At 69.3% G+C, this 22431-nt stretch carries 18 protein-coding genes and 1 riboswitch; of the genes, 5 read left to right on the forward strand and 13 right to left on the reverse strand.

Features of this window, described 5'->3' with window-relative positions:
• Positions 1-6: 6 nt before the first annotated feature.
• The 6 genes from OG753_RS13910 to OG753_RS13935 form a co-directional block, all read right to left on the reverse strand.
• Positions 7-1401: an aminotransferase class V-fold PLP-dependent enzyme gene (locus tag OG753_RS13910; RefSeq protein WP_405788614.1), complete on the reverse strand. Its 1395-nt coding sequence runs from the start codon at positions 1399-1401 to the stop codon at positions 7-9.
• A 198-nt stretch (positions 1402-1599) separates the two neighbouring features.
• Positions 1600-1716, reverse strand: a riboswitch (SAM riboswitch).
• Between the two features lie 91 nt (positions 1717-1807).
• The gene (gene trpD, locus OG753_RS13915) at positions 1808-2872 is read right to left on the reverse strand and encodes an anthranilate phosphoribosyltransferase (protein ID WP_327262109.1); all 1065 of its coding nucleotides are present in this window, start codon (positions 2870-2872) and stop codon (positions 1808-1810) included.
• 178 nt (positions 2873-3050) lie between these two features.
• Positions 3051-4691, reverse strand: coding sequence for a ubiquinol-cytochrome c reductase cytochrome b subunit (locus OG753_RS13920; protein ID WP_327262110.1), 1641 nt, complete (start codon positions 4689-4691; stop codon positions 3051-3053).
• Positions 4688-5746, reverse strand: a complete 1059-nt coding sequence (locus OG753_RS13925; protein WP_327262111.1) for a Rieske 2Fe-2S domain-containing protein — start codon at positions 5744-5746, stop codon at positions 4688-4690. The genes OG753_RS13920 and OG753_RS13925 overlap by 4 nt, the downstream gene beginning before the upstream one ends.
• Positions 5743-6552: a c-type cytochrome gene (locus tag OG753_RS13930; protein ID WP_327262112.1), complete on the reverse strand. Its 810-nt coding sequence runs from the start codon at positions 6550-6552 to the stop codon at positions 5743-5745. The genes OG753_RS13925 and OG753_RS13930 overlap by 4 nt, the downstream gene beginning before the upstream one ends.
• Before the next feature lie 76 nt (positions 6553-6628).
• Entirely contained in the window at positions 6629-7249 is a 621-nt protein-coding gene (locus tag OG753_RS13935) for a heme-copper oxidase subunit III (RefSeq protein WP_030036314.1), read from the reverse strand.
• A gap of 202 nt (positions 7250-7451) precedes the next feature.
• Between OG753_RS13935 and OG753_RS13940 the strand changes: the two genes are divergently transcribed.
• Positions 7452-7853: a hypothetical protein gene (locus OG753_RS13940; protein ID WP_327262113.1), complete on the forward strand. Its 402-nt coding sequence runs from the start codon at positions 7452-7454 to the stop codon at positions 7851-7853.
• A 107-nt stretch (positions 7854-7960) separates the two neighbouring features.
• Here OG753_RS13940 and OG753_RS13945 read toward each other — a convergent pair whose 3' ends face one another.
• The 4 genes from OG753_RS13945 to coxB form a co-directional block, all read right to left on the reverse strand.
• On the reverse strand, positions 7961-9208 hold the full coding sequence (locus OG753_RS13945; RefSeq protein ID WP_327262114.1) for an Ig-like domain-containing protein: 1248 nt from the start codon (positions 9206-9208) through the stop codon (positions 7961-7963).
• 124 nt (positions 9209-9332) lie between these two features.
• Positions 9333-9731, reverse strand: a complete 399-nt coding sequence (locus OG753_RS13950; protein WP_327262115.1) for a cytochrome c oxidase subunit 4 — start codon at positions 9729-9731, stop codon at positions 9333-9335.
• Entirely contained in the window at positions 9728-11458 is a 1731-nt protein-coding gene (gene ctaD / locus OG753_RS13955; RefSeq protein ID WP_327262116.1) for a cytochrome c oxidase subunit I, read from the reverse strand. Before ctaD ends, OG753_RS13950 begins: the two co-directional genes overlap by 4 nt.
• Entirely contained in the window at positions 11455-12426 is a 972-nt protein-coding gene (gene coxB / locus OG753_RS13960; protein ID WP_327262117.1) for a cytochrome c oxidase subunit II, read from the reverse strand. Before coxB ends, ctaD begins: the two co-directional genes overlap by 4 nt.
• 283 nt (positions 12427-12709) lie before the next feature.
• Between coxB and OG753_RS13965 the strand changes: the two genes are divergently transcribed.
• Positions 12710-14089: a cysteine desulfurase/sulfurtransferase TusA family protein gene (locus tag OG753_RS13965; RefSeq protein WP_401681141.1), complete on the forward strand. Its 1380-nt coding sequence runs from the start codon at positions 12710-12712 to the stop codon at positions 14087-14089.
• A 188-nt stretch (positions 14090-14277) separates the two neighbouring features.
• On the opposite strand, the gene OG753_RS13970 is transcribed toward OG753_RS13965, so the two are convergent.
• A complete protein-coding gene (locus OG753_RS13970; RefSeq protein ID WP_327262119.1) occupies positions 14278-15252 on the reverse strand; it encodes a carbohydrate kinase family protein in 975 nt (324 codons plus the stop codon).
• 131 nt (positions 15253-15383) lie between these two features.
• Here OG753_RS13970 and OG753_RS13975 point away from each other — a divergent pair, with 131 nt between their 5' ends.
• Both OG753_RS13975 and OG753_RS13980 read left to right on the forward strand, forming a co-directional pair.
• The gene (locus OG753_RS13975) at positions 15384-15623 is read left to right on the forward strand and encodes a hypothetical protein (RefSeq protein ID WP_383199714.1); all 240 of its coding nucleotides are present in this window, start codon (positions 15384-15386) and stop codon (positions 15621-15623) included.
• 71 nt (positions 15624-15694) lie between these two features.
• Entirely contained in the window at positions 15695-17152 is a 1458-nt protein-coding gene (locus tag OG753_RS13980; protein ID WP_405788616.1) for a hypothetical protein, read from the forward strand.
• A gap of 131 nt (positions 17153-17283) precedes the next feature.
• On the opposite strand, the gene erpA is transcribed toward OG753_RS13980, so the two are convergent.
• Entirely contained in the window at positions 17284-17640 is a 357-nt protein-coding gene (gene erpA, locus OG753_RS13985; RefSeq protein WP_030010511.1) for an iron-sulfur cluster insertion protein ErpA, read from the reverse strand.
• A gap of 293 nt (positions 17641-17933) precedes the next feature.
• Here erpA and nadA point away from each other — a divergent pair, with 293 nt between their 5' ends.
• Positions 17934-19121, forward strand: coding sequence for a quinolinate synthase NadA (gene nadA, locus OG753_RS13990; protein ID WP_109778567.1), 1188 nt, complete (start codon positions 17934-17936; stop codon positions 19119-19121).
• 72 nt (positions 19122-19193) lie between these two features.
• Here the strand turns inward: nadA and OG753_RS13995 are convergent, their stop codons facing one another.
• On the reverse strand, positions 19194-22325 hold the full coding sequence (locus OG753_RS13995) for an efflux RND transporter permease subunit (protein WP_405788617.1): 3132 nt from the start codon (positions 22323-22325) through the stop codon (positions 19194-19196).
• Positions 22326-22431 lie beyond the last annotated feature (106 nt).

Below are 22431 nucleotides of genomic sequence, written 5' to 3' on the forward strand. Positions count from 1 at the left end.
ACGGTGTCACACGGCCGGGACGCAGCGGCCTTCCTCCGTGCGGTACTGCCACTTCGCACCGTCCGCGACGAGTTCCTTCACCGCGCGGACGAAGCGGTCCACGTGCTCGTCGGGGGTGCCCGCACCGAAGCTGACGCGGATCGCGTTCAGGGAGCGCTCCCCCGGGGCTGCCTCCGGGGCACCGCATTCGCCCTGGGCCTGCGGCTCGCTGCCGAGCAGGGTGCGGACCAGCGGGTGGGCGCAGAACAGGCCGTCGCGGACGCCGATCCCGTACTCCGCGGACAGGGCCGCCGCGAAGTGGGAGCTGTTCCAGCCGTCCACCACGAAGGAGATGACGCCGACCCGCGGGGCGTCGTCGCCGAAGAGGGAGAGGATCCGCACCGCCGGGACCTCCGCCAGGCCGCTGCGGACCTTCGCGACGAGGTGCTGCTCGCGGGCGACGAGGTTCTCGAAGCCCGCCTCGGTCAGGGCCTTGCAGGCCGAGGCGATGGAGTAGACGCCGATGACGTTCGGGGAGCCGGCCTCGTGGCGGGCGGCCGTGGTGTGCCACTCGACGTCCACGCCGCCGTCCTCGCGCCGGGCGACCTTGCGGGAGGCCCCGCCGCCGGCCAGGTACGGCTGGGCCTGCTGCAGCCAGTCCGCGCGGCCGGCGAGCACGCCCGAGCCGAAGGGCGCGTAGAGCTTGTGCCCGGAGAAGGCGACCCAGTCGACGTCGAGCTCCTGGACGGAGACGGGGTGGTGCGGGGCCAGTTGAGCGGCGTCCAGCACGATGCGCGCGCCGTGGGCGTGCGCGGCGGCGGCGAGTTCCTTGACGGGCCACAGCTCGCCGGTGACGTTGGAGGCGCCGGTGACGCAGACGAGGGCGGGACCGTAGGGGTCGCGGTCGGCGAGGGCCCGCTCCAGAGTGGCGACGGCCTCGGCCGGGGTGCGCGGCGCGTTGAGGTAGGTGACCTGCGCGTCCACCCACGGCAGCAGGGAGGCGTGGTGTTCGGTCTCGAAGACGAACACCTGGCAGTCGGCGGGGAGTACGGCGGCGAGCAGGTTCAGCGAGTCGGTGGTGGACCGGGTGAAGACGACCTGGTCGGTGGGTCGGCAGTCGAGGAACTCGGCGACGGTGACGCGGCTCTGCTCGAAGAGGTCGGTGGAGAGCTGCGAGAGGTACCCGGCGCCGCGGTGCACGCTGCCGTAGTACGGGGCGTACGCGGCCACGTCGTCCCAGACGCGCTGCAGGGCGGGGGCGCTGGCCGCGTAGTCGAGGGCCGCGTAGGTGACCTCGCCGCCGGTGACGAGGGGAACGGTGACGTCCCGGCCGAGGACCGCGAGCGGCTCGGCACAGGCGGGGTCCACGGCGGTGGCGACGGCGGCGACGGCGGGGGCAGCGGTGTTCAGGGATGCGGACATGGCGATATCTCCCGGCAGGCAGGGCTGAATGGCTTCGGTGTGCCCGTACGCACGTGGGTACGGGAAGATCCCCGGAAGGTGAGGAGGCCGCACGGAAGCAGCCCTGGTCCGAGGGTGAAGTGGGGGCGGAGTCGCCCTATCGCATTCGCTTGCTCACGGAAAACGCTCCTCGAGAGACCAGGACCCCTGGTGTCGAGGGATCCGCGCTTGCCGTAGGCCTTGCTGCCTACGACCTGGTCATCACCCGGGGCACCCCGCCACGGAAGGAGGGTTGCCGGACAGCAAGCCGGGGCCTAAACGCTGTCACTCGTGACCTGTTCAGCATCCTGCCACAAGATCACGCGAACGCAAGACCCCGGTCCGCATGGTGGAACGGGGTCATCGCTTTCACGCCGTTCCGGCGCCGCTACGCGTTGCTGGCCGCCACCCAGCGCTCCAGGGCGGCCCGCGCCGCACCCGAGTCGATCGATTCGGCCGCACGGGTGATGCCGGCCGCGATCTGCTCCTCCAGGGTGCCCGTGCCGGGGTCCAGGGCCACCAGGGCCGCCGCCGAGTTCAGCAGCACGGCGTCACGGACCGGGCCGGTCTCGCCGGCCAGCAGGCGGCGGGCCACGTCCGCGTTGTAGGAGGGGTCCCCGCCGGCGAGCGCGGAGACGTCGACCAGGGAGATGCCCACGTCGCGCGGGTCGAAGGTCTGCTCGGTGACCTTGCCGTCGCGGACCCACCAGATCCGCGAGGTCGACGCCGTGGTCAGTTCGTCCAGGCCGTCGTCGCCGCGGAAGACCAGCGCGGAGGAGCCCCGCTCGGCGAGGACGCCCGCCACGATCGGAGCCATCCGGGGGTCGGCCACGCCCGAGGCCTGGGCCCGCACCCGGGCCGGGTTCGTCAGCGGGCCGAGGATGTTGAAGGTGGTGCGGATGCCGAGTTCCTTGCGGGCCGCCGCCACGTGGCGCAGGGCCGGGTGGAACTTCACCGCGAAGCAGAAGGTGATGCCCGCCTCCTCGGCGACCTCGACGACCCGGGCGGTGCTGAGGTTGAGGTTGACCCCGAGCTTCTCCAGCACGTCCGAGGAGCCGCTGGCGGAGGACGCGGCCCGGTTGCCGTGCTTGACGACCTTGGCGCCGGTGCCGGCCACCACGATCGCGGACATCGTGGAGATGTTCACCGTTTTGGCCCCGTCGCCGCCGGTGCCGACGATGTCGACCGTGCGGCCCGGGACCTCGATCAGGTTGGCGTGCTCGTACATCGCCCGTACGAGGCCGTTGATCTCCGCGACCGTCTCGCCCTTGGCCCGCAGCGCGACGGTGAAGCCGGCGATCTGGGCGTCGGTGGCCTCCCCGCGCATGATCCGGTCCATCGCCCAGGCGGTGTCCTCGGCGCGCAGGTCCTGGCCGGTCAGCAGAGCGTCGAGAACGCCCGGCCACCCACGGGCCGCCACGCTGTCGCCGCCTGCCGGGGTCGCAACGTTCATGGTCCGCTCCTGCTGTTGGTGGGCCGTCCCCATATTCTGCCGCCCACGTCGAATCGGTCGGGTTCAGCCTATCCAGCCCCGGTTACGGCAAAGAGCCCCGTCCAGACACTGGACGGGGCTCTCGCCGTGGCGACACCAGGACTGACCGAAATCAGTCCCTCATGCGTTCATGCGGGGATCAGTGGTGGCCGTGGCCGGACTGGATCTCCTTGTATTCCTCCACCGTGGGCTTCGGAATCTGGTTGTTCTCGCCGTAGAAGCCCTTGCTGAGCTTCGCGCGCAGCTTCTCGGTGGCCTTCACCTTGCGCTCGACACCGTTCTCGTCGACCGTCGGGCCGATCTCGATCGGCTTGTACTGCTCGTGCGTGGTGAGAGTGTGCAGCTTGCCCTGCGACAGCGGCTCGTGGACCTCGACGAACTCACCGTGCGGCAGACGCTTGATGATGCCGGTCTCTCGACCGTGCAGCACCTTGTCGTGGTCCCGGCGCTGGAGGCCGAGGCAGATCCGCTTGGTGACGATGAAGGCGAGGACCGGGACGACGAAGAAGCCGATCCGGACGAACCAGGTGATCGAGTTGATCGAGAGGTGGAAGTACTGCGCGAACATGTCGTTTCCACCGCCGATCAGGAGCACGATGTACTCCGCGATCCAGGCGACACCGAAGGCGGTGCGGGTCGGGACGTTGCGCGGGCGGTCCAGGATGTGGTGCTCGCGCTTGTCCCCGGTGACCCAGGACTCGATGAAGGGCCAGACGGCGATCGCGCCCAGGACCAGCGGGAAGAGCAGCAGCGGGATGAACACGCCCAGGACGAGCGTGTGGCCCCACAGGTTGATCTCCCAGCCGGGCATGGCCCGGATCAGGCCTTCCGGCATACCCATGTACCAGTCGGGCTGCGCACCGGTGGACACGTGGTCCGGGCGGTACGGGCCGAGCGCCCAGATCGGGTTGATCGTGGCGATGGCCGCGACGGCCGAGATGACACCGAAGACCAGGAAGAAGAAGCCTCCGGCCTTGGCCATGTAGACCGGCAGCAGCGGCATGCCGACGACGTTGTTGTTCGTCTTGCCGGGGCCCGCGAACTGGGTGTGCTTGTGGTAGAAGACCAGGATCAGGTGGGCCACGAGCAGGCCCATCATGATGCCGGGCAGCAGCAGGATGTGCACCGAGTAGAACCGTGCGACGAAGTCGCCGCCCGGGAACTCCCCGCCGAACAGGAACATCGACAGGTACGTGCCGACGACCGGGACGGACAGGATGGCGCCCTGCATGAAGCGGACACCGGTACCCGAGAGCAGGTCGTCCGGCAGCGAGTAACCGGTGAAGCCGGTGAACATGCCGAGGACCAGCAGCAGGAAGCCGAAGATCCAGTTGACCTCACGGGGCTTGCGGAACGCGCCGGTGAAGAAGACGCGCATCATGTGCACGATCATCGCCGCGACGAAGATCAGCGCCGCCCAGTGGTGGATCTGGCGGATCAGCAGGCCACCGCGGACGTCGAAGCTGATGTCCAGCGTCGAGGCGAAGGCCTCGGACATCATGACGCCCTGCATCGGCACGTACGAGCCGTGGTACACGACCTCGTTCATGCTCGGGTGGAAGAACAGCGTCAGGTACACACCCGTGAGGATGATGATGATGAAGCTGTAGAGGCAGATCTCACCCAGCATGAAGGACCAGTGGTCCGGGAAGATCTTGCGCATGTTGGCCTTGGCTAGGCCGTAGATGCCCAGGCGGCCGTCCGCCCAGTCGGCTACTCGCTCGCCGGCGGGCGCCTTGCGCGCCTTGCCGGCCGGTGACTTGGTAGAGGCAGTGCTCATCCGCGCTCCCAGAATGCAGGACCGACGGGCTCTTCGAAGTCGCCGAGCGCTTCGAGGAAGCCTTCGTCATTCACACCGATCCGCAGCTGCGGAAGCGCGTGACCGGCCGGGCCGAAGATGACACGGGCGCCGTCGGAAAGGTCGAAGGTGGACTGGTGGCACGGGCAGAGCACGTGGTGCGTCTGCTGCTCGTACAGGCTGATCGGGCAGCCGACGTGGGTGCAGATCTTGGAGTAGGCCACGATCCCGTCGTGGGACCACTCCAGTTCCTTCTTGTCCTTGATGTCGTCCGGCTGAATGCGGACGATCATCAGGGCGGCCTTGGCGATCTGGACCTGGAAGTCGTGCTGCTCCTCCTCCAGGCCTTCCGGCCTGGCGAAGGTCAGCGACCCGACGAGCACGTCCTCGGGACGCAGCGGCTCGTTCGTGTTGTCGTTGATGAGCAGCTTGCCCTTGGCCCACAGGGTCTTGCGCAGCTTCTGCTCGGGCAGCGGGCCCAGGTCGCGCAGCAGCATGACACCGGCGAGCGGCACCATGGCCATCGCACCGAGCAGCGTGTTGCGGATCAGGGGACGCCGGCCGATGCCGGACTCGTTGGCGCCGTCGGCGAAGTCCTGCAGGACCTGCGCCTTGACCTCCGGCGGAGCGGCGATCTCGTGGCGCTCGGCGGCGACCTCGACGTCGGACATCAGGGTGCGGGCCCAGTGGACCGCGCCCGCGCCGATGCAGAAGAGGGCCACGCCCAGGGTCATGCCCAGGGAGAAGTTGAGCGCGCTGATCTTCCCGATGGGGAAGATGTAGACGATCTTGTCGACCGGGAAGATCACGTAGGACGCGATGAAGCCGATCGTCGCCAGCATCGACAGCGTGAAGAGCATCGCGACGGTGCGCTCGGAGCGCTTCGCCGCCCGCTCGTCGATGTCCTGGATGCGGGGCTTGTGGACCGGCAGGCCCGGGTCGGCGAACGGGTCGTCCGCGACCGCGACGCCACCGTGGTGGGCGTCTCCCTGCTCGGTCGGCAGGTGCTTCTCTTCGGGAATCTCTTGGTTACTCATGACTTCTTGGCCTTAGCGGTGTGGGCCGCGACCCAGACGGCGACAGCGATCAGCGCACCCAGGGCGAAGATCCAGCCGAACAGACCCTCGGAGACGGGGCCGAGGCCACCGAGCTTCAGGCCACCGGGGCTGGTCGACTTCTCGCCGTTGACGTTCTCGAGGTACGCGATGATGTCCTTCTTCTGCTTCTCCGGCATGGTGCTGTCGGGGAAGGAGGGCATGTTCTGCGGGCCGGTCTGCATGGCCTCGTAGATGTGCTTCGGCGAGACGTCCTCAAGGTTGGGGGCGTACTTGCCGTTCGTCAGCGCGCCGCCTTCGCCGGTGAAGTTGTGGCACTGCGCGCAGTTGTTGCGGAACAGCTCACCACCGTTGGCGATGTCGGCACCCGCCGGGTCGTACTGCTTCTCGGTCGGCGTGATCGGACCGGCGCCGAGCGACGCGATGTACGCGGCCAGCTGGTCGATCTGCGCCTGGTCGTAGATGACGGGCTTCTTCGGCACCTGGGCGCCGGGCTGCTGGGCGGGCATGCGGCCCGTGCTCACCTGGAAGTCGACGGCCGCGGAGCCGACGCCGACCAGGCTCGGGCCGTCAGAGGAACCCTGACCGCCGGTTCCGTGGCAGCTTGCGCAACCCACGGCGTAGAGCTTCTTGCCCTCCTCGATGGCGAGGGACTGGGCGGTTTCATCGGCCTGCGCCTTGCCCGCGGGGGCGAAGGCGGCGTACAGCCCCCCAGTGGCCGCCAGCGCGAGGAGTAGAACGACGACCGCCGCCAGCGGATGGCGTCGTCGTGCGGAGAGCTTTTTCACGGATTACCCCGGTGTCAGGATCTTCTGCGTCGGTGTGTCTGGATGGAGTGCCGGGTCTTGCCCGGTGACGTGTTCGCTACTTGATCAGGTAGATCGTCGCGAAGAGGCCGATCCAGACGACGTCGACGAAGTGCCAGTAGTAGGACACGACGATGGCCGACGTGGCCTGTTCGTGGGTGAACCTCTTGGCCGCGTACGTCCGGCCGAGGACCAGCAGGAAGGCGATGAGACCGCCCGTCACGTGCAGACCGTGGAAACCGGTGGTCAGGTAGAAGACCGAGCCGTACGGACCGGACGAGAGGCTCATGCCCTCGTGCTTGACCAGCTCGGTGTACTCGAACACCTGGCCGCCAATGAAGATCGCACCCATGACGAACGTGATGATGAACCACGTCCGGAGCTTCTTCACGTCACCGCGCTCGGCTGCGAATACGCCGAGCTGGCAGGTGAGCGAGGAAAGCACCAGGATCGTCGTGTTCGTCGCCGAGAAGGGCAGATTCAAGGCCGAGGCCTGCTCTGTCCAGTACTCGGGTCCTGTCACGGATCGCAGGGTGAAGTACATCGCGAAGAGGGCCGCGAAGAACATCAGCTCGGAACTCAACCAGATGATGGTTCCGACGCTGACGAGGTTCGGCCGGTTGACCGTCGGGTGCGCGTGCCCGGTATCTACTGTCGTTGCTGTCGCCACGACCGACATTATGTCGGTCGCTTATCCCGCCCTCACCCCGGGGGGTGCCGTTCGGAGTGTCAGGGGCGTGTGCAAGGCCCGAACGGCCCATCAGATGACCTCTGCGGGATGCCCCGTGCTTCCCTCGGCGAACCGATGTTGGCCGTCCACCGGGAGGAGTAGCATCCCGCGCAACATCAACGTGATTCACGGGCACACGTGGAGGAACGAAATGCGGGCGACTGCGCGGGTTCTGGTCTACAGCGACGACGCGGGCACCCGGGAGCAGGTGCGGCTGGCGGCAGGACGCAGGCCGGCGGCGGATCTGCCGCCGGTGGAGTTCCTGGAGTGCGCGACGCTTCCGGCGGTCCTCTCGGAGCTGGACGCGGGCGGCATCGACGTGTGCGTGCTGGACGGCGAGGCGGTTCCGGCCGGGGGCATGGGGGTGTGCCGGCAGATCAAGGACGAGATCTTCCGGTGTCCGCCGGTGCTGCTGCTGATGGGGCGCCCCCAGGACGCCTGGCTGGCCACGTGGAGCCGCGCCGACGCCGCGGTCACCCTTCCGGTCGACCCGGTGGAGTTCGCGGAGGCCCTGGCGGGCCTCCTGAGGACCCGTCTGTCCCTGGACGCCTAATACGTCCCGCCGGGCCGCATGCGCCCCGCATACGGCCGTACGAGTGATTGAGCCGGTGTTTCTCCCCCCGGACGGGGTCCGGGGGGAGGAGACGGCCTCCGGAGCACCTAGACGGTGGGGCGCAGGCGGGCCTGGTCGACGGCGCTCCGGCCTTCCTGGGTGCCCTTGAGGAGGGCGCTGCCCTGGCGCCAGTCCTTCCAGTCCATGTTCCAGTCGCCGAAGCCGTTGCCGAAGATGTCCATGTCGTCGCCGATGCTGTTGATCACCTGGACGATGTCGCCCTCGGTGATGTTCTCGTAGAACCAGGCGGCGTTGCCGGTGCTCATGCCCGTGCAGCCGTGGCTGACGTTCGCGTAGCCCTGGGAGCCGACGGACCACGGCGCGGCGTGGACGTATTCACCACTCCAGGTGACGCGAGTGGCGTAGTAGACGGGCAGGTTGTAGTACTCGCTGCCGCCGATGCCGACGGTGTCGCCGCGCATCTGTACGAAGTACTGCTTGCCCAGCACCACCTTGATGCCGTTGCGGGTGGAGAAGCCGGGCTTTCCGGTGGTCACCGGAATGGTGTTGATCACTTCTCCGTTGCGCTTGAACGTCAGGTAGTGCGAGGAGGCGTCGGTGGTGACCTCGACCCGGTCCCCGATCTCCAGCTTCAGCGGCTTGGCCGCGGCCCCGTGGAGCTCGTCGGTGATCCTGACGCCCTCCAGGTTGCTCCGTACGGAGACGGCGGAGTTGGCGGGCCAGTAGTCCTTGGGCCGGTAGTGGAGGGTCTTGTCGTCCACCCAGTGCCAGGCGCCCTCGACTCCGGGCGGGGCGTCGACCAGGAGGCCCCGTTCCACGACCGCGCGGGCGGCCTTGTCCTTGACGGGCTCGTTGAGTTCGGCGGTGATGGGCTGCCCGACGCCGTACTTGCCCTCGTCCGGGCCGAATTCCACCTTGAGGATCCCCTTGGACGGGGTGGTGTCGAAGGTGAGCGTGCGCTGCCCGGGCGCGCCCCGCTCGTCCTCGGTGCTCACGGTGACCGTGTAGCGGACGCCTGCGGCCATCGGGACCGTGCTGTGCCAGCGGTCCCCCTTGGCGCTGAGTTCGCCCGCGAGGCGACGGCCGTGGGTGTCCACGGCCAGCACGTCGGTGATCCGGCCGCCGCTGTTCTTGGCGGTGATCTCGAGGGGCCGGTCGGGGTCCACGGGGCGCCTGCCGGCGCTCTGGTTGAAGGCGACCTGCTCGCCCGCGTCGTACGGGCGGGCTGACAGCGGGTTCTTGTCGCCGGACCCGCATGCGGTGGCGCCGGCCCCGAGGGACGCGACCAGCAGGGAGCAGCTGAGTACCGTCCAAAGACGCGGTGAGTGCTTCATGGAGCCAACGCTATGAAGATATGACAATTACGGCGCGCGGGATGACTGCAAACGAGGGGCCCGGGCTCCTCCCAAAGAGGTGCCCGGGCCCCAAGTGCCGCGCGGCGAGGCCGCGAGGGTGCTGCTACTGGTTCTGGTTCTCACCGCGGTAGTACTCGTACACCCAGCCCCACAGACCGATGAGGATCAGCGGAGTGGAGAAGTACATGAGCCACCAGCCGAAGATGACGCCCATGAAGGCGAAGGCGCCACCGATCGCCAGCGAGAGCGGCTGCCAGCTGTGCGGGGAGAAGAACCCCAGCTCGCCCGCCTCGTCGGCGACGTCGGCCTCCAGGTTGTCCTGGGCCATCTCGTCGACACGCTTGGCCGTGAAGGCCAGGTAGTAGCCGATCATGACGCTCAGGCCGAAGGCCAGGAAGAGCGCGGTGGTGCCGACGGGCTCCTTCGACCACACGCCGTACACGACGGCCATGATCAGGATGAAGAAGGAGAGCCAGAGGAACATCTTGCCCTGGATCTTCACTTGCCGGCCTCCTTGCCACCAGTGACGGCCTTGGCGGCGACGCTGTGGTCCTCGAGGTGGTCGAGGGCCGCGATCTCAGGGTGGTGCAGGTCGAACGCCGGGGATTCGGAACGGATCCTCGGCAGGGTGAGGAAGTTGTGCCGCGGCGGCGGGCAGGACGTCGCCCACTCCAGCGAGCGGCCGTAACCCCACGGGTCGTCGACCTCGATCTTCTCGCCGTACTTGGCCGTCTTCCAGACGTTGTACATGAACGGCAGCATCGACAGGCCGAGCACGAACGAGCTGATCGTCGAGATCGTGTTCAGCGCGGTGAAGCCGTCGGCGGCGAGGTAGTCCGCGTAACGACGCGGCATGCCCTCGGCACCGAGCCAGTGCTGCACCAGGAAGGTGCCGTGGAAGCCGATGAACAGCGTCCAGAACGTCATCTTGCCGAGGCGCTCGTCCAGCATCTTGCCCGTGAACTTCGGCCACCAGAAGTGGAAGCCGGCGAACATCGCGAACACCACGGTGCCGAAGACGACGTAGTGGAAGTGCGCGACGACGAAGTACGAGTCGGAGACGTGGAAGTCCATCGGGGGCGAAGCCAGGATGACGCCGGTCAGACCACCGAAGGTGAAGGTGACCAGGAAGCCGATCGTCCAGAGCATCGGGGTCTCGAAGGACAGCGAGCCCTTCCACATGGTGCCGATCCAGTTGAAGAACTTCACACCGGTCGGTACCGCGATCAGGAAGGTCATGAAGGAGAAGAACGGCAACAGCACACCACCGGTGACGTACATGTGGTGGGCCCACACGGTCACCGAGAGGCCGGCGATCGCGATCGTCGCGGCGATCAGGCCGATGTAGCCGAACATCGGCTTGCGGCTGAAGACCGGGATGATCTCGGAGACGATGCCGAAGAACGGCAGGGCGATGATGTACACCTCTGGGTGCCCGAAGAACCAGAAGAGGTGTTGCCACAGCAATGCGCCACCGTTGGCGGCATCGAACACATGCGAACCGAACTTGCGGTCCGCCTCCAGCGCGAAGAGCGCGGCGGCCAGCACCGGGAAGGCGAGCAGGACCAGAACACCGGTCAGCAGCACGTTCCAGGTGAAGATCGGCATGCGGAACATCGTCATGCCGGGTGCGCGCATGCAGATGATCGTGGTGATGAAGTTGACCGAGCCGAGGATGGTGCCGAAGCCGGAGAAGGCCAGACCCATGATCCACATGTCGGCGCCGATGCCCGGCGAACGGACCGCGTCCGACAGCGGGGAGTAGGCGAACCAGCCGAAGTCGGCGGCGCCGTTCGGCGTCACGAAGCCGGCCACCGCGATGGTCGAGCCGAAGAGGTACAGCCAGTACGCGAACATGTTCAGCCGCGGGAACGCCACGTCGGGCGCGCCGATCTGCAGCGGCATGATCCAGTTGGCGAAGCCCGCGAAGAGCGGGGTGGCGAACATCAGCAGCATGATCGTGCCATGCATGGTGAACGCCTGGTTGAACTGCTCGTTCGACATGATCTGCGTGCCCGGACGGGCCAGCTCGGCGCGCATGAAGAGCGCCAGCAGGCCGCCGATGATGAAGAACACGAACGACGTGACCAGGTACATCGTGCCGATGGTCTTGTGGTCGGTCGTGGTCATCCACTTCACGACCACATTGCCCGGCTGCTTGCGCCGTACCGGCAGCTCGTTCTCGTACGAGTCGGCGGCGGCACCCTGGGATTCGTTGAGGATGCTCACAGTTTGTTCACTTCCGCATTCCGGGCCGGGTCGGTCTGCTTGATGCCGGCCGGGAGGTAGCCGGTCTGACCCTTCTCCGCGAGGTCCTTCAGGTACGCCCGGTACTCCTCGGGGGAGACCACCTTGACGTTGAAGAGCATCCGGGAGTGGTCAACGCCGCAGAGTTCGGCGCACTTGCCCATGAAGGTGCCGTTTTGGGACGGGGTGACCTCGAAGACGTTGGTGTGGCCCGGGATGACGTCCTGCTTGAAGAGGAACGGGACCACCCAGAAGGAGTGGATCACGTCGTTCGACGACAGGATGAAACGGACCTTCTCGCCCTTGGGGAGAACCAGGGTCGGACCCGGGTTGCCCGTCTGCGGGTTCCGGTCGCCGGGGACGCCCTTCTGGTAGACGCCCTCGGCGCCCGCCGGGAAGTCCTTGGTGAAGCGGTCCGGGATGGAGGCCAGCTCCTTGGGAACCGCACCCGCCTTCGGGGTCGCCGGGTCGCCGTCGACGTCCTCGATGTAGTTGAAGCCCCAGCTCCACTGGAAGCCGATCACGTTGATCGTGTGCGTCGGCTTCGAGAGGGCGAGCAGCTTCGACTCGTCACGAGCGGTGAAGTAGAAGAGCACCGAGACGATGATGAGCGGGACCACGGTGTACAGCGCCTCGATGGGCATGTTGTACCGGGTCTGCGCGGGGACCTCGATCTTCGTCCGGCTGCGCCGGTGGAAGATGACGCTCCAGATGATCAGGCCCCATACGAGGATGCCCGTGACGAGCGCGGCCGCCCAGGATCCCTGCCACAGGGAGAGGATGCGCGGCGCCTCCTCGGTTACCGGAGTCGGCATTCCGAGGCGGGGGAAGTCTTTCCATGTATACGAGCAACCAGTGGCGGTCGCCAGGACCACGCCCGCAGTCAGCGCCTGCAGCAGCTTCCGCCGCATCGGGCGCCGCGGCGAGCGGTCGGAGCCGTAGGGACTCACGTAGCGCCTTCCCGAGAGTCTCGGCCCGCGCGGCCGGCCGCGGCCGTGTTCGGGTCGGTCGCCGGCCCTGACGCAGGCAGGGGTTTGGATGTTTATGCGGACCAAACCCTACTGGACGCTATTTGGGGTCGCGCGGGGAGGGTGCCCAACGCGCCGCTACTGCCCCCGAAGGGATGGATCCGCCGTCCGGGGGACGGCGCGAATGGCCCTGAATGGCGGGCTCCGGAGCACATCTGACGCCCCCTGACCTCGAACGCCGCGGGGCCCGGGTTAGCGTGACCGGATGCCGTACTTCGACAGCGCGTCCGCCGCTCCCCTGCACCCCGTGGCCCGGCAGGCGTTGCAGGCTTCCCTGGACGAGGGCTGGGCCGATCCGGCCCGGCTGTACCGGGAGGGCAGGCGGGCCCGGCTGTTGCTGGACGCGGCGCGGGAGGCCGCCGCGGAGGCGGTGGGATGCCGCGGCGACGAGCTCGTGTTCACTCCTTCGGGGACGCACGCGGTTCACACCGGGGTGGCGGGGGTCCTCGCGGGGCGCCGGCGCGTCGGAAACCATCTGGTCGTATCGGCGGTCGAACACAGTTCGGTATTGCACGCGGCCGAGGTGCACGAGGCACACGGCGGAACCTCGACGCAGGTCCCGGTCGACCGGTGGGGCGCGGTGACGCCCGCCGGGTACGCGGACGCGCTGGCCACCGGGACCGCCCTGGCCTGCCTCCAGTCGGCCAACCACGAGGTGGGCACGGTCCAGCCGGTCGCGGAGGTGGCCGAGGTCTGCGCGGCAGCCGGGGTGCCGCTGCTGGTGGACGCGGCCCAGTCGCTGGGCTGGGGCCCGGTGGAGGGCGCCTGGTCCGTCCTGGCCGCGAGCGCGCACAAATGGGGCGGCCCGCCCGGGGTCGGACTGCTGGCGGTCCGCAAGGGCGTGCGCTTCTCCCCCCAAGGCCCCGCGGACGAAAGGGAGTCGGGGCGCTCCCCCGGCTTCGTCAACCTGCCCGCGATCGTGGCGGCGGCGGCGTCCCTGCGGGCCGTACGGGCCGAGGCGGACGCGGAGGCGGCCCGGCTGCGGGTCCTGGTGGACCGTATCCGGCGGCGGGTGGTGCGGCTGGTCCCGGACGTGGAGGTGGTGGGCGATCCGGAGCGGCGGCTGCCGCACCTGGTCACCTTCTCCTGCCTGTACGTCGACGGGGAGACGCTGCTGCACGAGCTGGACCGGGCCGGCTTCTCGGTCTCCTCGGGCTCCTCGTGCACGAGCTCCACGCTGACCCCCAGTCACGTGCTGCGGGCGATGGGCGTGCTGTCGGAGGGGAACGTACGGGTGTCCCTGCCACCGGGGACCCCGGCGGAGGAGGTCAACGCGTTCCTGGAGGTGCTGCCGCGCGCGGTGGCCGGCGTACGGGAACGGCTCGGCGTGTCCGAACCCCCGGCGGTGGCTCCGGTGGCGGACTCCCTGGAGCTCGACGCGCTGGGGCTGCGCTGCCCCCAGCCGGTGATCGAACTGGCCCGGGCGATCGTGACCGTCCCGGTGGGCGGCACCGTCACGGTCGTTTCCGACGACGAGGTGGCCCGGCTGGACATCCCGGCGTGGTGCGCGATGCGGGGGCACGCGTACGTGGGCGAAGCCCCGCGCGAGGCCGGCACCGCCTACACGGTCCGCCGCGCGATCTGATCCCTCCGGCAAATCCGGCCTCGCCGGCGTTTGAGGCGCGGGTCCGGGCGGAGCCCGGTGCCCGGCGGAGCCGGGTTTCCCGGGGCGCCGCCCCGGACCCTGCTCCTCAAACGCCGGAGGGCTGGGATTGCCCGGCCGAGTCCCGGTGGCGGCGGGGGCGGGCCCCCGCCGCCAGGGCGAAGCGGTGGCTACGCCAGGTGGGCGCGGACCTCGGACGCCGCGTCCTCGCCGTAGGCCTTGGTGAAGCGCTCCATGAAGTGGGCGCGGGCCAGGGTGTACTCCTGGGTGCCCAGCGTCTCGATGACCAGGGTCGCGAGCATGCAGCCCAGCTGCGCCGAGCGCTCCAGGCCGACGCCCCAGCCCAGACCGGTCAGGAACCCGGCGCGGAACGCGTCGCCGACGCCCGTCGGGTCGACCTTGGCGGTCTCCTCGGGGCAGCCGACGACGATCGGGGCCTCGCCGACTCGCTCGATCTTGACGCCGTTGGAGCCCAGCGTGGTGACGCGGGTGCCGACCTTGGCCAGGATCTCCTCGTCGGTCCAGCCGGACTTCGACTCGATGAGGCCCTTCTCGTACTCGTTCGAGAAGAGGAAGGTCGCGCCCTCCATCAGGGTGCGGATGTTCTCGCCGTCCATGCGGGCGATCTGCTGCGAGAAGTCGGCGGCGAAGGGGATCCCGCGCGTGCGGCACTCCTCCGTGTGGCGCAGCATCGCCTCCGGGTCGTCCGCGCCGATCAGGACGAGGTCGAGCCCGCCGACCCGGTCGGCGACGGACTTCAGCTCGATCAGCCGGGCTTCGCTCATCGCGCCCGTGTAGAAGGAGCCGATCTGGTTGTGGTCGGCGTCCGTGGTGCACACGAAGCGCGCGGTGTGCAGCACCTCGGAGATCCGGACGGACTCGGTGTCGACGCCGTGCCGGTCGAGCCAGGCGCGGTACTCGTCGAAGTCGGAGCCGGCGGCTCCGACGAGGATCGGGCGGGTGCCGAGCTGCCCCATGCCGAAGCAGATGTTCGGGCCGACCCCTCCCCGACGTACGTCGAGGTTGTCGACGAGGAAGGAGAGGGAGACCGTGTGCAGCTGGTCGGCGACCAGCTGGTCGGCGAAACGGCCGGGGAAGGTCATGAGGTGGTCGGTGGCGATGGAGCCGGTGACTGCGATGCGCACGGCGAGGACGCTCCTGCTGAGGACGGCAAGGGACAGTCAAAACTACCCGGTCGGCGGCCCCAGGCCGAACCCCAGAAACTACCCCTTAGTAGGTCTTTCTTCGCGTGAGCTCCGATGCCTACGGTGCCTCCATGACCTATACCGACGGTTTCGGCTACTCCGAGTACACCGCCGACAGGCGCGCCGCGGAAGCCCCCCGGCAGCCCGGCTTCGCCCGTCTGCTGGGTGACTGCGCGCGGATGGCCCCGCACTGGGCCGTCCCGGCAGGTCCCCGGCCGGTCCGCGTGGCCCCTTCGCAGATCCACGGGATCAGCGTTCCGCCCGCCTCGGCGCGGCTGATCGCGGCCACGTCCGTGTACGGGGACCAGTAGGAGGGAACCGGTTTCGCTCCTGCTCCGTCACACCCGCATCAGGTACGACGGACCGGAGAAGGAGCGATGCGGTGACCAGCGAACAACCCGACACATCACGCGGCACACGGCGGCGGCCCGCCTGGGCCGTCGGCTCGATCGCAGCTGCCGTCCTGCTCGCGGGCGGCGGCACCGCGTACTGGGCCTCGACCGCGCACGGCGACGGCGGGTCGGGCCACCGTACGGGCGACAGCGCGGCCTCCGCGCCCCGTGAGGCGGGAGACCCCTCGGGGCCGGGCATCGCGCCCGGGGAGCCCGACCCGTCCGGCGGCGGGGTGGTCTACCGGGCCGATGTGAAGCTTCCGGAGGCTCCGGCCACCGCGCCGGCCTTCGCGCTGTCCGGTGAGGTCACCTCGGCGGAGGTGGCCCGGCTCGCGGCGGCTCTCGGCCTGCCGGGCGAGCCGCGCCTGAGCGGGGACGTCTGGCTGGCCGGGGAGGCCGCCGACGGCTCGGGGCCCCGGCTCACGGTGAGCCGTACGGCGCCGGGGACGTGGAACTTCGCCCGGTTCCAGGCGCCGGGCAGCGGCACCGGGAGCGGCGGGGACGACTGCGTGCGCGGCAAGGACACCTGCGGCCCGGCCACCCTCCCGCGGGACGCGAGCGGGGCCGAGGCGGGCGGTGGGGCGCCTGCGGGCAAGCCGGTGTCCGAGGATGCCGCCAGGGCGGCGGCGGCGCCCGTGCTGGCCGCCGCGGGGATCGAGGGGGCCAAGCCGGACGCCAGGCTCACGCAGGGTTCGGTCCGGGTGGTCTCGGCCGACCCGGCGGTCGGCGGGCTGCCCACGCAGGGCTGGTCGACGAAGGTGAGCATCGGCGGCGACGGCTCGGTCGTGGGGGGCAACGGGGAGCTGAAGCAGCCCGTACGGGCTGCGGAGCAGCCGGTGGTCGGGGCCGTGGAGGCATTGGCCAGGCTGAACGCGAAGTCGGGCGGGCGGGAGGGGAACCCGGAGCCCAGCGGCTGCGCGAGCGCGGTCCCGCTGGCCGGGGACAACGCGGTGGCGGCGGGCACGGACACGGTGCCCTGCAACCCGGAGCCGCGGCCCATGAAGCCCCCGCGGACCGAGACGGTGAAGGGTGCGGTGCTCGGGCTGACTCCCGGCACGGTGAACGGGGCGCAGGGGCTGGTTCCGGCCTGGCTCTTCGAGGTGGCGGGCCGGGACGGCGGGTCCGGCCACACGGTGGCCCAGCCGGCCGCGGCCGAGCAGAGCACTCCCGGCCCGAAGGACGGTCGTACCGTGCCCGGGTTCTCCTACGCGGAGGCGGACCGGAAGCTGACCGTGAACTTCTGGGGCAGCCCCTGCAGCACCTACGCCGTGGAGGCGCGGGAGCAGGCGGAATCGGTCATGGTGAAGATCACTGACACCCCGAAGAAGCCGGGTCAGGCCTGCATCATGGTGGCCGAGGAGATGTCCTCGACGGTGACGCTGCAGCAGCCGCTGGGCGACCGGAAGGTGCTCGACGCCACGACGGGCAAGCCGATCCCCCGGCAGTAGCCGGCGGGCGCCCCGGCGCCCCGGCACCTCTTGGGTCATGCGCGAGGGCCCGCCTCCCGGTCGGATTCGACCGGAGGCGGGCCCTCGCGTCATGCCGTGCTGTGCGTCGTCCGGACCGAGCCGGTGCGGGCTTAGCTGAACGAGTCGCCGCAGGCGCAGGAGCCCGTGGCGTTGGGGTTGTCGATCGTGAAGCCCTGCTTCTCGATGGTGTCGACGAAGTCGATCGAGGCACCGTGGAGGTACGGGGAGCTCATCCGGTCCGTGACGACCTTCACACCGTCGAAGTCCTTCACGACGTCGCCGTCGAGGGAGCGCTCGTCGAAGAAGAGCTGGTAGCGCAGGCCGGAGCAGCCACCGGGCTGGACGGCGACGCGGAGCGCCAGGTCATCGCGGCCTTCCTGCTCCAGCAGGGTCCTGACCTTCTCGGCGGCGGCGTCGGACAGGAGGATGCCGTCGCTCACAGTGGTCTTGTCGTCCTGTACGGACATCTGCATTCACTCCCGAAGTGGGCGGCTCCCCGCCGGGGGCGGGGAAACGTCGGACTCTTGCCGTCGGTGGCAACGAGCGGGACCGCGGATTCATTCCGGGACCCGACGCTTGTTTCAGATAATCCATGCTCGCACACCGCGCGCGGGGGTGGGCCCGATGAATCGTGAGCTGATGCGTCACATTGACACTATCGGCATCGTCAAACTGACGTGAAGCGGTTATGATAGATAACGTCAAGTAGACGAGAAGTCGAAGCGATGATCCAGAAGTCCCTAGTCGCAGAACAGAAAGGGTGCGTGTCGTGACCACCGCCCAGCCTTTGGACGTCCAGCCGACGCCCCTTGCCCTGCTGCTGCTCGGCCGTGAGGCCGACCCCAAGAGCGAGCGCGGGGTGGAGTGCCCCGGCGACCTGCCCTCGCCGTCGGACCCGAACCTCGTGGAGCGTGCCCGCGCGGCCAAGGAGAAGCTCGGGGACAAGGTCTTCATCCTGGGCCACCACTACCAGCGTGACGAGGTCATCGAGTTCGCGGACGTCACCGGCGACTCCTTCAAGCTGGCCAAGGACGCGGCCGCCAAGCCGGAGGCCGAGTACATCGTCTTCTGCGGCGTGCACTTCATGGCCGAGTCCGCGGACATCCTGACCTCGGACGACCAGAAGGTGGTCCTGCCGGACCTGGCCGCCGGCTGCTCGATGGCCGACATGGCCACCGCCGAGCAGGTCGCGGAGTGCTGGGACGTACTGACCGAGGCCGGCATCGCCGACGCCACGGTGCCCGTCTCGTACATGAACTCCTCCGCCGACATCAAGGCCTTCACCGGCAAGCACGGCGGCACGATCTGTACGTCGTCCAACGCGAAGAAGGCCCTGGAGTGGGCGTTCGAGCAGGGCGAGAAGATTCTCTTCCTCCCGGACCAGCACCTGGGCCGCAACACCGCCGTCCGCGACATGGGCATGTCCCTGGACGACTGCGTGCTCTACAACCCGCACAAGCCGAACGGCGGCCTGACCGTCGAGCAGCTGCGGAACGCCAAGATGATCCTGTGGCGCGGGCACTGCTCGGTGCACGGCCGGTTCTCGGTCGACTCGGTCAACGACGTCCGCGCCCGGATCCCCGGCGTGAACGTCCTCGTCCACCCCGAGTGCAAGCACGAGGTCGTGGCGGCCGCGGACTACGTCGGTTCGACGGAGTACATCATCAAGGCGCTGGAGGCGGCCCCGGCCGGCTCCAAGTGGGCGATCGGCACCGAGCTGAACCTCGTCCGCCGCCTGGCGAACCGTTTCGCCGCGGAGGACAAGGAGGTCGTCTTCCTCGACAAGACGGTCTGCTTCTGCTCGACGATGAACCGCATCGACCTCCCGCACCTGGTGTGGACGCTGGAGTCGCTGGCCGAGGGCAACCTCGTCAACCAGATCCAGGTCGACAAGGAGACGGAGAGCTTCGCGAAGCTCGCGCTGGAGCGGATGCTGGCGCTCCCGTAGCCGCCGCCCCCGGTACGCGCGAAGGGCCGCCCCTCGATACGAGGGGCGGCCCTTCGGCCTTGGTGCGAGGGGTCAGACCGTGGCCGGGGACTCCTCGTCCTCCGCCGCCGAGGGAGCCGGGACCACCGTCAGGCGGGCCGTCTTCTTCGCACGGCGGCGCTCCTTGCGGAGCTCCACCATCGTGTAGAGGGTCGGCACCAGCAGCAGCGTCAGCAGGGTCGAGCTGACCAGGCCGCCGATCACCACGACCGCGAGCGGCTGCGAGATGAAGCCGCCCTCGCCGGTGACGCCCAGCGCCATCGGGAGCAGCGCGAAGATCGTCGCCAGGGCCGTCATCAGGATCGGGCGCAGCCGGTGCCGGCCGCCCTCGATGACCGCCTCGACGACGCCCAGGCCCTGGGCGCGGTACTGGTTGACCAGGTCGATCAGGACGATCGCGTTGGTCACCACGATGCCGATGAGCATCAGCATGCCGATCATCGCCGGGACACCCATCGGGGTGCCGGTGATCAGCAGCAGGCCGAGTGCGCCGGTCGCCGCGAACGGGATCGAGACCAGCAGGATCAGCGGCTGGATCAGCGAGCGGAAGGTCGAGACCAGCAGCATGAACACGATCGCGATGGCCGCGAGCATGGCCAGGCCGAGCGAGCCGAAGGCCTCGTCCTGGTCCTCGGAGACGCCGCCGATGGAGGCCGAGGCGCCGTCCGGCAGGTCCAGGGCCTTGAGCTTGGTCTGGAGCTCGGCGCTGACCGCGCCGGTGTTGTCGCCGAGCGGCCGTGCGGTGACGGTGGCGGCGCGGGCGCCGTCGATCCGGGTCATCGCGACCGGGCCGGGGACCTCCTTGACCTCGGCGATGTCACCGAGCCTGACCGGGCCGACCGGGAGCGCCTGCAGTTCGGCCAGGGTGGTGGCCGGCCGCGCGGACTTGATGACGATGTCCCGCTCGGTGTCGTCGAGGACGGCCTTGCCCGCCGGGTTGCCCCGGACGGCCTGCGCGACGATGACGCCGAGCGTGGCCTGGTCGAGGCCCGCGTCCGCCGCCTTGGCGGTGGCGGTCACGGAGATGCGGGGCACGGACTGGGACAGATCGCTCTGCACGTCGGCGACGTTCTCGAGCTTCGCCACCTCCGCGCGGACCTGCTCGGCGGCCTCGCCGAGGACCTTGGCGTCACCGGCCTTGACGACCACGCTGAGGTTCTGGCTGCCGAAGCCGTCGCCGGCCACGATGCGGGTCTCGCCGATGCCGTCGAGCGCGGCCAGCTTCTCCTCGATCCGCTTCTTGACGGCGTCGCCCTCGCCCGCGTCCTTCAGGGAGACCTGGTACGAGGCCTGGTTGGAGCCCGTACCGCCGCCGAAGGCCGCGAGGAAGCCGGAGGAGCCGACGGTGACCTGGTAGCTCTTGACGCCCTCGACCGAGGACAGCACCTTCTCGACCTTGCGGCTCGCCTCGTCGGAGGCGGCCAGCGAGGTGCCCGGGGCGAGCTCCTGCTTGACCGTCAGGACTTCCTGCTCGCCGGCGTCGAAGAAGTTGGTCTTCAGCATCGGAGTCATGCCGAGGGTGCCGATGAGGACGACCACGGCGATGGCCACGCTGGTCAGCCGGCGCCGGGTGGCGAAGCCGAGCACGCGGACGTAGATGAGCTGGAGGCGGCTGCGCGCCTCCTTCTCCTCGGCCTCGCGGCGGGCCTTCGCGGCGCTCTCGGCGTTCCCGGGCTCAACGCCCTTGGGCGCGCTGAGGAACCAGTACGAGAGCACCGGCACGACCGTCAGGGAGACGAGCAGCGAGGCCAGCAGCGCCGCGGTGACGGTGAGCGAGAACGAGCCGAAGAGCTCGCCGATCATGCCGCCGGTGAGACCGATCGGCAGGAAGACGGCGACGGTGGTGAGCGTGGACGCGGTGACCGCGCCGGCGACCTCCTTGACCGCGGCGATGATCGCGGCCTCGCGCTCCTCGCCGTAGCCGAGGTGGCGCTTGATGTTCTCCAGGACCACGATCGAGTCGTCGACGACACGGCCGATGGCGATGGTGAGGGCGCCCAGGGTCAGCATGTTGAGCGACAGGTCGCGGGTCCACAGCACGATGAGCGCGAGGACGACGGACAGCGGGATGGAGACCGCGGTGACCAGCGTCGAGCGCAGCGAGGCCAGGAAGACCAGGATCACGATCACCGCGAAGAGCAGGCCCAGCAGGCCCTCGGTGGTGAGGCTGGAAATGGACTTGGCGACGGCCGGGCCCTGATCGCTGACGACGGTCAGGTCGGCGCCGGCGCCGAGCGTGGAGCGCAGCTCGGGGAGCTTGTCCTTGACCGCGTCGGAGATGGCGACGGCGCTGCCGTCCTTGTCCATGGTGAGGACGAGGGCGAGGCTCGGCTTTCCGTTCGTCCGGGTGAGGGAGACGGCCTTGGCCGGCTCCTGCTTCACGGCGGCGACGTCGCCGAGGCGGACGGCCGGCTTGCCCGCACCGGGGCTCAGGCGCAGCTCCTCCAGCTGGGAGAGGGAGGTGAAGCCGGAGCCCACGCGCACGGTGCGGTTCTTGCCCGCCTCGTCGAAGGAGCCGGCGGGGACGGCCGCGCCGCCCGCCTGGAGGCCCTTGGCGAGGGCGCCGCCGTCGAGGCCGGCGGCCGCGAGCTTGGCGTTGTCGGGGGTGATGGTGACCTGGAGGTCCTGGACGCCGTCGACGGTGACCTGGCCGACGCCCTCGATGTCCGACAGGACGGGGACGACGGAACGTTCCAGCTGGTCGGCCAGCGCCTGCTGGTCCTTGTCGGAGGTGACGGCGAGGATGACCGTCGGGATGTCGTCGGTGGAACCGGCCACCACCTGCGGGTCCACCTCGGCGGGCAGCCGGACGCGGGCCCGGTTGACGGCCTGCTGGACGTCGGCGACGAGCTGCTTGGTGCCGCTGTCGCCGTAGTCGAAGGTGGCCATGATGAGGGCGTTGCCCTCGCTGGCGGTGGAGGTGATGCCGGTGATGCCGTCGACGCCCTTGAGCATGGCCTCGATCGGTTCGACGACCTGCTTCTCCACCACGTCGGGCGAGGCGCCCTGGTACGGCGCGAGCACGGACACCATCGGCAGTTCGATGGAGGGCAGCAGCTGCTGCTTGAGCTGCGGGATGGCTATGGCGCCGAAGAGGAGCGCAACGATCGACACGAGGCCGACCAGAGCCCTTTGGGCAAGGCTGAAGCGGGACAGCCAGGACATGGGTATGGGATCTCTCTGCAGTGACGAACGCGAGGGCAGTCCCACCTTGTCCCATCGCGGTGGCGCATTTCGTCGCTCGCAGGTGCCGTCCTTATGTGCGGCATAC

The sequence above is a fragment of the Streptomyces sp. NBC_00029 genome, from assembly GCF_045160505.1.
GTDB lineage: Bacteria > Actinomycetota > Actinomycetes > Streptomycetales > Streptomycetaceae > Streptomyces.

Coding starts and splice junctions, on each gene's coding strand:
- OG753_RS13910 (WP_405788614.1), bottom strand. CDS start 1,401: ATGTCCGCATCCCTGAACACCGCTGCCCCCGCCGTCGCCGCCGTCGCC.
- trpD (WP_327262109.1), bottom strand. CDS start 2,872: ATGAACGTTGCGACCCCGGCAGGCGGCGACAGCGTGGCGGCCCGTGGG.
- OG753_RS13920 (WP_327262110.1), bottom strand. CDS start 4,691: ATGAGCACTGCCTCTACCAAGTCACCGGCCGGCAAGGCGCGCAAGGCG.
- OG753_RS13925 (WP_327262111.1), bottom strand. CDS start 5,746: ATGAGTAACCAAGAGATTCCCGAAGAGAAGCACCTGCCGACCGAGCAG.
- OG753_RS13935 (WP_030036314.1), bottom strand. CDS start 7,249: ATGTCGGTCGTGGCGACAGCAACGACAGTAGATACCGGGCACGCGCAC.
- OG753_RS13940 (WP_327262113.1), top strand. CDS start 7,452: ATGCGGGCGACTGCGCGGGTTCTGGTCTACAGCGACGACGCGGGCACC.
- OG753_RS13945 (WP_327262114.1), bottom strand. CDS start 9,208: ATGAAGCACTCACCGCGTCTTTGGACGGTACTCAGCTGCTCCCTGCTG.
- OG753_RS13965 (WP_401681141.1), top strand. CDS start 12,710: ATGCCGTACTTCGACAGCGCGTCCGCCGCTCCCCTGCACCCCGTGGCC.
- OG753_RS13975 (WP_383199714.1), top strand. CDS start 15,384: ATGACCTATACCGACGGTTTCGGCTACTCCGAGTACACCGCCGACAGG.
- erpA (WP_030010511.1), bottom strand. CDS start 17,640: ATGTCCGTACAGGACGACAAGACCACTGTGAGCGACGGCATCCTCCTG.
- OG753_RS13995 (WP_405788617.1), bottom strand. CDS start 22,325: ATGTCCTGGCTGTCCCGCTTCAGCCTTGCCCAAAGGGCTCTGGTCGGC.